At 72.8% G+C, this 9,328-nt stretch carries 5 protein-coding genes and 3 pseudogenes; 6 read left to right on the forward strand and 2 right to left on the reverse strand.

Annotated features, from left to right (window positions below; translation table 11 throughout):
• From JNW91_RS26610 to JNW91_RS26630, 5 genes and pseudogenes are all read left to right on the forward strand, one after another.
• Positions 1–272: pseudogene (locus JNW91_RS26610) on the forward strand (hypothetical protein); the annotation flags it as partial.
• Positions 273–348: 76 nt separating this feature from the next.
• Entirely contained in the window at positions 349–1,296 is a 948-nt protein-coding gene (locus JNW91_RS26615; protein ID WP_203178140.1) for an ROK family glucokinase, read from the forward strand.
• Positions 1,297–1,308: 12 nt separating this feature from the next.
• The gene (locus JNW91_RS26620) at positions 1,309–2,013 is read left to right on the forward strand and encodes an endonuclease/exonuclease/phosphatase family protein (protein WP_203178141.1); all 705 of its coding nucleotides are present in this window, start codon (positions 1,309–1,311) and stop codon (positions 2,011–2,013) included.
• Between the two features lie 115 nt (positions 2,014–2,128).
• Positions 2,129–3,533 (forward strand): annotated as a pseudogene (locus JNW91_RS26625) (flavin-containing monooxygenase).
• A 55-nt stretch (positions 3,534–3,588) separates the two neighbouring features.
• Positions 3,589–4,382 (forward strand): annotated as a pseudogene (locus JNW91_RS26630) (alpha/beta hydrolase).
• 19 nt (positions 4,383–4,401) lie between these two features.
• On the opposite strand, the gene JNW91_RS26635 reads toward JNW91_RS26630, so the two are convergent.
• Positions 4,402–5,883 (reverse strand): alpha,alpha-trehalose-phosphate synthase (UDP-forming), encoded by a 1,482-nt coding sequence (locus JNW91_RS26635; protein ID WP_238425758.1) that lies wholly within the window; start codon positions 5,881–5,883, stop codon positions 4,402–4,404.
• A 158-nt stretch (positions 5,884–6,041) separates the two neighbouring features.
• Entirely contained in the window at positions 6,042–6,893 is an 852-nt protein-coding gene (locus tag JNW91_RS26640; protein WP_203178143.1) for a DUF308 domain-containing protein, read from the reverse strand.
• A 199-nt stretch (positions 6,894–7,092) separates the two neighbouring features.
• On the opposite strand from JNW91_RS26640, the gene JNW91_RS26645 reads away from it, so the two are divergent.
• Positions 7,093–8,979 (forward strand): APC family permease, encoded by a 1,887-nt coding sequence (locus tag JNW91_RS26645; RefSeq protein ID WP_238425759.1) that lies wholly within the window; start codon positions 7,093–7,095, stop codon positions 8,977–8,979.
• Positions 8,980–9,328: the final 349 nt, after the last annotated feature.

The following is a 9,328-nucleotide window of genomic DNA, read 5'->3' on the forward strand; positions in this document are numbered from 1 at the left end:
CCCGCGGCCGACCCGACCGGCCGGTGACCGACGCCGACGACGATCACGTGTGGCGCGATGCCACCCGCACCGGGCATGATTCTCAGCCGGCGCCGGAGCGGGATGTCTGGTCGGCCGCCACCCGGACGGCGGACGCACCCGCCCCGGCCACCGCACCACCCGTCGACGACGCCGGGCCGGTGGCCGCACCGGCACCGACCAACCGGCCCGTGGTGCCCGCGTCGCGGGTGCCCGACGACGCCGGCGCGGACGCACCGGGCGACGACGCCTGACCGCGGGACATCCCGACCCGGACCGACGTGCCGTCGGCGCGCGGGCCGGACAGCACAGCAGAGGGGAGCGGCAGCGGTGACGCTGACCATCGGAGTCGACGTCGGTGGCACGAAGGTGGCCGGAGGTGTCGTGGACGACACCGGCACGGTCCTCGTGCAGACCCGACGGGACACTCCCGCCGATGACGTCGCCAAGACCCGCGACGTCATCATCGAGCTGGTCGGCGAACTCGCTGCCGGACGGACGATCGAGGCCGTCGGGATCGGCGCGGCCGGCTGGATCGACGCCACCCGCTCGACCGTGCTCTTCGCCCCGAACCTCGCCTGGCGCGACGAGCCGCTGCGCGAGTACGTCAGCACCGCCGTGGGTCTGCCGGTGATCGTCGAGAACGACGCGAACGTCGCCGCCTGGGCCGAGTTCCGCTACGGCGCGGCACGCGACGCCGACGATTCCATGATCATGTTCACCATCGGCACCGGCGTCGGCGGCGGCATCGTCCTCGGCGGCGAGCTGATGCGAGGCGCGCACGGCGTCGCCGCGGAGCTGGGCCACATGCTGGCCGTGCCGGACGGGCACCAGTGTGGCTGCGGGCGGCTGGGCTGCATCGAGCAGTACGCCAGCGGCAGTGCCCTGGTCCGCTTCGCCCGCGCCGGCGCCCGCCAGGAGCCGAACCGGGCCGCCGCGCTGCTGGAGCTGGCCGGCGGGGAGGCCGAGGCGATCACCGGCCCGATGGTGACCACCGCGGCGCAGGGCGGCGACCCGGTCTCCGCCGAGGCGTTCGCGCAGATCGGCCGGTGGCTGGGCACCAGCCTCGCCGACATGGCGCAGATCCTCGACCCGCAGACCCTGGTGGTCGGCGGGGGCGTGGTCGACGCCGGTGACCTGCTGCTCGGCCCGACACGCCGCTCGTACCTCGACGCGCTGTCGCAGCGCGGCCGCCTGCCGGTGGCCGAGGTGCTCCCCGCCGAGCTGGGCAACAGCGCCGGGGTGATCGGCGCCGCCGACCTGGCCCGCCGGATCTGAGGCGGGTCACCGATGGACGAGGCTGCCGGCGTACCGCTGCGTGTGGTGTCGTACAACATCCACAGCCAGCGCGACGACACCGCCGCGCTGGCGGAGGTGGTCCGGGCCGCGAGGCCGGACGTGGTGATCGTGCAGGAGGGGCCGCGCCGGTTCCGGTGGCGGCAGAAGTCCGCCACGCTGGCCGAGTCGTTCGGTCTGGTGGTGGCCGCCGGTGGGCTGCCCGCTCTGGGCAACCTGCTGCTGACCAGCCTGCGCGTCCAGGTGCTGGGCACCCGCTGCCAGCGGTTCCCGCTGACCCCCGGTCGGCACCTGCGCGGTGCGGCGTACGCCGACTGCCGGGTCGCCGACGCCCGGTTCACCCTGGCCGGCTCGCACCTGTCCACCGACCCGGCGGAGCGCCCCGCGCAGGCCGCCGAGTTCAAGCGTGGGCTGGACGCGGCGGCCAGCCCGGTGCTGGCCGGCGCCGACCTCAACGAGGGTCCGGACGGTCCGGCCTGGGCCACGGTGGCGCGCGGGCTGACCGACGCCGCGGTGGCCGCCGACCGGGCGGACCGGCTCACCTACTCCTGCGCCGACCCACGTCGGCGCATCGACGCGCTCTTCGTCGACCCGCGGATCACCGTGGTCGACTACGACGTGGTGGACACCCCGCAGACCCGCCGGGCCAGCGACCACTTCCCGGTCCTGGTCGACCTGCTGCTGCCCACCACCGGCTGACCCCCACCGGCTGGGACCGCCGATCGGTCCGCGTCGGGGCTGGACATCCGGCTCCGATGTGGAGAGGATTTCGCGGCGAACCGGCACGCGTGCCGCACAAAAGGAGATGTCCCGGGTGTCCACCTCCACCGACCACGGCCGACCCGACCCGGAAGCGACCTCGTCCGCGGCGAGCCGCGACGGCCGCCCGGTCTCCGACCGGGGCGACACGGTCTGCGTCATCGGGGCCGGGGCCAGCGGCCTGACGGCCATCAAGAATCTGCGCGAGCACGGGTTCGGCGTGGACTGCTACGAGCGGGAGACCGGCGTCGGCGGCGCCTGGAACTGGCGCCACGACCGCAGCCCGGTGTACGCCAGCACGCACCTGCTGTCGTCGAAGCCGTTCACCCAGTTCCCCGACTTCCCGATGCCCGACTCGTGGCCGGACTACCCGCACCACAGTCAGCTGCTCTCGTACTTCGAGCGGTACGCCGACCACTTCGACCTGCGTTCGCACATCTGGTTCGGCACCGAGGTGATCCGGGTCGAGCCCGCCGAGGGGGACCGCTGGGACGTGACCACCCGCTCCACCGGCGGGTACGGTCCGGAGCGCACCTCCCGGTACGCCGCCGTGCTGATCGCCAACGGCCACAACTGGTCGCCGAAGCTGCCCCGCTACGAGGGGCTGGAGCAGTTCCGCGGCGAGATCATGCACGCCTCGTCCTACAAGGACCCGGCGCAGCTGCGCGGCAAGCGGGTGCTGGTCGTCGGTGCCGGCAACACCGGCTGCGACATCGCCGTCGAGGCCGCCCAGCAGGCGTCGCGCTGCTGGCACTCCAGTCGGCGCGGCTACTGGTACGCGCCGAAGTACGTGTTCGGCCGGCGGCGACCAGGTCAACGACGCGCTGCTGGCGCTGCGGGTGCCGTTGCGGATGCGGCAGTGGCTCTACCACTGGACGCTGCGGTTGACCGTCGGTGACCTGACCCGCTTCGGCCTGCCCAAGCCCGACCACCGGGTGTACGAGACGCACCCCATCGCGAACAGCCAGCTCGTCTACTACGTGGGCCACGGCGCCATCGGTCCGGTGCCGGACATCGCCCGGTTCCACCCGTACGCGGTGGAGCTGGCCGACGGCCGCGAGATCGACCCCGAGGTGGTCATCTTCGCCACCGGTTACCTGCCGCGCTTCGAGTTCCTCGACGCGTCGGTGTTCGCCGACAGCGCTGGCGCGGGCCGGCCCACGCTGTGGCTCAACGCGTTCACCCCGGGGCACCCGACGCTGGCGGTGGCCGGTCTGTTGCAGCCGGACTCCGGGATGTTCACGCTGGCGCACTGGCAGACGGTGCTCTTCGCGCGGGTGTTGCAGGCCCGGCGGGACCGGCCGGAGCGTGCCGCGGCGTTCGCGCAGCGGGTGCGGGAGCGGGCCGGGGAGCGGTACTCCGGTCAGGTCAAGGAGAGCAGCCGGCACTGGTTCGAGGTCGGCCACGCCGAGTACCTGCGCGCCGTCCAGCGCGCCCTAGTCGACCTGGAGGGCAAGTGAGCGGCGGGCCGCGCAGGTGCGAGCGGGAGGCGGACCGGTGACCGAACTGCGGATCATGCGGGGCCGGGAGTGGGCGCGGCCGGTCCGACCGGCACGACGCGAGGTGCTCAGCGCCGTTCCCGAGGTGGAGGAGGGGCGGCCGCCGCTGCTCTTCGTCCCCGGCTTCGGTCACGGCGCGTGGGCGTTCGCCGAGCACTGGCTGGGGCACGCCGCCTCGCGTGGGTTCCCGGCGTACGCGGTGAGCCTGCGCGGGCACGGCGCCAGCGAGCCGGCGCCGGAGGCGACGTTGCGGGCGTACGCCCACGATGTGGTCCAGGTGGCGGCGGGCCTGCCGCGTCAGGCGGTGCTGGTGGGGCACGGCGCCGGCGCGTTGGTCGTGGCGCACGCGTTGGCGCGCTACCCGGCGCGGGGCGCGGTGCTGGTGGCGCCGGTCTTCGGTGGCTGGGGGTGCTGGGGGCGGCGTTGCGCCGCAACCCGGCCGGCACGCTGCCGGCGGTGTTCGGTGGGCCGCTGCGGCTCAACCGGGGGCAGTTGTTCAGCCGCGAGTTGCCCGACGAGGAGGCCCGGCGGTATGTCGGGCAGCTCGGTCGGGCCGGCCGGCGGGCGCAGTGGGCCCTGCTGGGGGAGCCGGAGGCCGAACCGGCCGTGGGCGCGCCGCCGGTGCTGGTGATGGGCAGCCCGGACGACCGGGTGGTGCCGTCGTCGACGTTGACGCGGGTGGCCCGTCGCTACGGTTCGGCGCCGCTGCTCTTCCCCGGCATGGGGCACGACCTGATGCTGGACGCGCGGTGGGTGGAGCCGATCGACGCGATCCTGGACTGGTTGGAAAAGGAGCCCACCGCGCACTGAGCCGACCGGCCGACGTCGGTCAGCCGCCGGCGTGGTGGGCGGCGGAGGCGGCCCGGGTCGCCGGACGTGGCACCCGGACCGTGTCGTCGGTGCTGGTCAGGCGGCTGACCAGGGTGCCCGTCTCGTCCAGTGCGCTGAGGTAGGAGCGCGCCCAGGCCCGGATGTCGTGCCGGTGCAGGTGCGCGCGCATCGCGCGCATCCGTTCGGTGACGTCGGCCGGGCTGGCCCGCAGCGCCGCGCGCAGCCCCTGCTTGAGCCCCTCCAGGTCGTGCGGGTTCACCAGGTACGCCTGGGACAGCTCGGCGGCCGTGCCGGCGAACTCGCTGAGCAGCAGCGCGCCGTCGTCGTCCACCCGGGCGGCGACGTACTCCTTGGCGACCAGGTTCATCCCGTCGCGCAGCGGGGTCACCGCCATCACGTCGGCGACCCGGTAGAGGGCGGCCAGTTCGGCACGGTCGAAGGGCCGGGTGAGGTAGTGGATGGCCGGTTCGCCGACCCGGCCGAACTCGCCGTTGATCCGGCCGACCTCACGTTCGATCCGTTCGCGCAGGATCTGGTACTGCCCGACGCGTTCCCGGCTCGGCATGGCGACCTGCACGAGGACGGTGTCACGGACCTTGACGTCGCCGCCGGCGAGTAGCTCGCTGTACGCCTTGAGCCGCTGCTCGATGCCCTTGGTGTAGTCCATCCGGTCGACGCTCAGGATGACCTGTCGGGGATCGCCGAGGTCCTGGCGGAGCCGGCGGGCCCGGGCGGCCACGTCGGGCCGGGAGGCGAGCGCGGCCATCTCGGCGGTGTCGATGGAGACCGGGAACGCGCCGATGCGCACCACCCGGTCGTCGATGCCGATCCGCCGGTCGGTGGCCGGCAGCTCCAGGACCTTCGTGACCAACTGGGCGAAGTTGTGCGCCGCCTGGGCGCGCTGGAACCCGACGAGGTCGGCGCCGAGCATGCCGCGCAGCAACTCGGCGCGGCGGGGCAGCTGCATGAACAGCTCCGGCGGTGGGAACGGCACGTGCAGGAAGAACCCGATGCGCAGGTCGGGCCGGAGCGCCCGCAGCTGGCCGGGGACCAGGTGCAGGTGGTAGTCCTGCACCCAGACAACCGCGCCCTGCTCGGCCACCTCGGAGGTCGCCTCGGCGAAGCGCTGGTTGACCCGCTGGTACGCCTCCCACCACCGGCGGTGGTGCTGCGGCTGCTCGACGGAGTCGTGGTAGAGCGGCCAGAGGGTGGCGTTGGCGAAGCCCTCGTAGTGGTCGCGGAGGTCGTCGTGGCTGAGCGCGACGGTGTGCATGCGGACGCCGTCGACGTCGGGCAGGGCGGGGGCCGTCCCGGTGCCGCCGGCCCAGCCGACCCAGGTCGCCGGGGTGTGCCGCAGCAGCGGGTGCAGCGCGCTGACCAGACCACCTGGGCTGCGCCGCCACTCGCAGGCCCCGTCGGGCGCCTGGTTGTCGTCGATGGGGAGGCGGTTGGCCACCACCACGAGGGAACTCTGTCGCATCTCGGGCATTCCGATCAGCAGAGGACTGACCGCCACGAGCAGGAGAAAACCGGTCAGTCAGCGGGGGAAGTGACGTACGGCGGTATTCCTACTGACAGTAAGTTACACCACTGTTACGCCCGGGGCGGGGCGGTGGCGTCCCGCGATGCGGGCCGGAATCAGACGACCGCGCCGTTGTCCGGGTCGTCCTCGTCCTCGTCGCCGGGGCGCAGTCGCCAGATCAGCGTGACGAAACCGGCCAGGATGCCGGTGAACCCGAACAGGGTGACCGCCGAGCGGTCCACCGGGAGCAACGACGGGAAGAGGAAGAGCACGAACCCGACCACGACCGCGAGGATGCCGACCACCGCGTACTTGGAGATCCGGGGCAGCGGCGGCGGCGGAGGCGGGTGGTAACCCTCGTCGTCCTCGTCGTCGGGCAGGTCGGCGCCGAAGGTGTCCAACCCGTCGAGCAGCGAGGGCTCGTCCCCGCGGGTGCCGCGCCCCACCGAGATCCCGGAGATGTCGGTGGCGGACGGCAGCCGGCGCACGTCGGTGGCCGTCGGACCGGGTTCGTCGACGCCGGAGCGGGCCAGTGGACCGGCGGCCGGCTCGTCCCGGGTATCCGGTTCGTCCACGTTCTCCGAGGCCGGCCACGGGTGCTCGCCGACAATCGGCGTGGTGTGGAAACCCGCCACGATCCGGGCCCACTCGGCGTCGATGTCCGGCTCGTCACGCGCCGGCGGCTGCTCCGGGGAGGTCTCGTCGGCGAGCTGGGTCAGATAGTCCCGCGCGGTGGTCAGGTGCGAGCGGTCGACGTAGAGCCGGTCGACCGGACGGGCCGGGACGGTGGTGGTGCGGGTGACCGGGTTGAGGTCGGCCGAGGGCTGCAGGTACGCGGCGATCCCACCGGCGGCCAGTACGTCGAGCAGGTGCTCGCCGACGCGCGGATCGACGTCGCCGACGACGGCGTACTCGCTCGCGTCGAGCCCGTTGTCCCGCCGTCCCCGGCGGGCACCACCCGCTGACACCCGGACATCCTCCTCAACGCGCCTCGCGGCGCGGCCGCCCATCCCCCGTCGACGTCCGTACGCACGCCGTGCTCTGAATCGTGACACGTCAGGGGCCGGTTCCGGGAGTGCGTTGTGTCGCGTCTTGCAAAGTCACGGCTGCTGCCGCAGGTCGGGGCAGTGCTCCTTTGTCCGTTCTTGCGCGACACGTGCGATCTCGATGATCGTCGGCAGCCGAACTGGCCGTACTGGGCCACGGTGTCGTGGGGCGTGGTGGCAGGTGATGTGCCTGACCGGCGTGGACTACTTCTCGACCCTGTCCTATCTGCCGGGCATCGCGGCGGTCGCGGCCGGGGCGCTGTCTCCGCTGGCGACCCTGTTGATCGTCGCGCTGACGCTGTTCGGCATGCTGCCGATGTACCGGCGGGTGGCGCACGAGAGCCCGCACGGGCAGGGGTCGGTGGCGATGCTGGAGCGGCTGCTGCCGTTCTGGCGCGGCAAGATCTTCGTGCTTGTCCTGCTCGGTTTCGTGGCGACCTCCTGGATCATCACGATCACCCTCTCCTCGGCCGACGCCACCGTGCACCTGCTGGAGAACCCGTACCTGCCCGACGTCCTGCACGGTCCCGCCGTCCCGGTCGTCGTCACCGTGGCGCTGCTGCTCGTCCTCGGCGGCGTGTTCCTGCTCGGCTTCCGCGAGGCGGTGGTGGTGGCCATCCCGCTGGTCGCCATCTTCCTGCTGCTGAACGCGGTGATCGTGGCGGACGCGGTGGTCCGGATCGTCGCCGACCCGCAGATCGTGTCGGACTGGACCGCCGCGCTGACCACCGGCGGCGCCGGGCCGGGTCACGTGCTGCTCACCGCCGTGCTGGCGTTCCCGCTGCTGGTGTTGGGGTTGTCCGGGTTCGAGACCGGGGTCAGCATGATGCCCCTGGTCGCGGCCGACGGTCCGGACAAGCCGGCCCGGTTGGCGGCCCGGATCCGCAACACCCGCCTGCTGCTCACCACCGCCGCGCTGGTCATGTCGGTGTACCTGGTCTCGACCACCTTCGTGACGACGGCGCTCATCCCGGCCGAGGAGTTCCGACCGGGCGGCGGGGCGAACGGCCGGGCGTTGGCCTTCCTGGCGCACACGTACCTGGGCGAGGTGTTCGGCACCGTCTACGACGTGAGCAGCGTGCTCATCCTCTGGTTCGCCGGTGCCTCGGCGATGGCCGGGCTGATCAACATCGTGCCCCGCTACCTGCCGTCGTACGGGATGGCGCCGGAGTGGGCGCGTGCGGTGCGCCCGGTGGTGATCGTCTACACCCTGGTCAGCGTCGCCATCACGATCGCCTTCCGGGCCGACGTCAACGCCCAGGCCGGGGCGTACGCCACCGGCATCCTGGCGATGATGGTCTCCGGCGCGGTGGCGGTGACCATCTCCGCGGCCCGCCACGGCCAGCGCGTCTCCGCGATCGGCTTCACCGTGCTGACCCTGGTGCTGCTGTACGCGCTGCTGGAGAACGTCATCGAGCAACCGGACGGGATCACGATCTCGGTGCTGTTCATCCTCGGCATCATCGCGGTGTCGCTGGTCTCCCGGGTCACCCGGACCACCGAGCTGCGCGCCGAGCGCATCGAGTTCGACGAGCCGGCCCGCCGGTTCGTCACCGAGTCGCTGGCACACGACGGGCAACTGCACCTGATCGCGAACAAGCGGCAGAGTGGCTCGGTGAAGGAGTACACGGTCAAGGAGCGGGCGCAGCGGGGGATGAACCCGGTGCCCGGCGCGGCCGACGTGCTCTTCCTGGAGATCGACGTGGTCGACCCGTCGGAGTTCAGTCAGGTGCTGCGCGTGCACGGGGTCGAGGTGGGCGGCTTCCGGGTGCTGCGGGCCAGCAGCCCGGCGGCGCCCAACGCGATGGCGGCGATCCTGTTGGCCCTGCGCGACGCCACCGGCGTCCGGCCGCACGCGCACTTCGAGTGGTCGGAGGGGAGCCCCATCGCGCACCTGCTGCGCTACCTCATCCTCGGCCGGGGGGACACCCCGCCGGTGGTGCGGGAGATCCTGCGCCGTACCGAGCGGGATCCGCTGCGTCGGCCGGGCATCCACGTCGGCGGTTGACCGGCGGACGCCAATCTGGTGCGGTTAAAGATGAATGACAGCACTATTCACGTTCACACCTTCCTGTCCGTATTGCGGACCTATCGTGACCTTTGGTGGCCGGCGGCACGTCGAGCCCCCCGCGCCCGGATCGGCGCGCGGTCACGTCACGCAGGCAGGCAGGAAGGCAGGCACCGTTGATGTCCACGTACCGAAAAGGAGACCGCGCGGCCCGACCCAGACGGCGGTCCCGATGGGTTCTAGCCGGCGGATTCCTGGCCGGGAGCCTGGTCGTGGGGGCGGCCGGCGTGGCCGGCGTCGCCGCCGCGGCCGACCGTGACCTCTCCCTCCCGGGGCTGGGCCGGCTGAG

Origin of the sequence: Micromonospora parastrephiae (assembly GCF_016802865.1) — a bacterium.
Classification (GTDB): domain Bacteria; phylum Actinomycetota; class Actinomycetes; order Mycobacteriales; family Micromonosporaceae; genus Micromonospora; species Micromonospora parastrephiae.

Excerpts from the sequence above, each read along its gene's own strand:
- JNW91_RS26620 (WP_203178141.1), top strand. The coding sequence starts at position 1,309 with ATGGACGAGGCTGCCGGCGTACCGCTGCGTGTGGTGTCGTACAACATC.
- JNW91_RS26635 (WP_238425758.1), bottom strand. The coding sequence starts at position 5,883 with ATGCGACAGAGTTCCCTCGTGGTGGTGGCCAACCGCCTCCCCATCGAC.
- JNW91_RS26645 (WP_238425759.1), top strand. The coding sequence starts at position 7,093 with ATGATCGTCGGCAGCCGAACTGGCCGTACTGGGCCACGGTGTCGTGGG.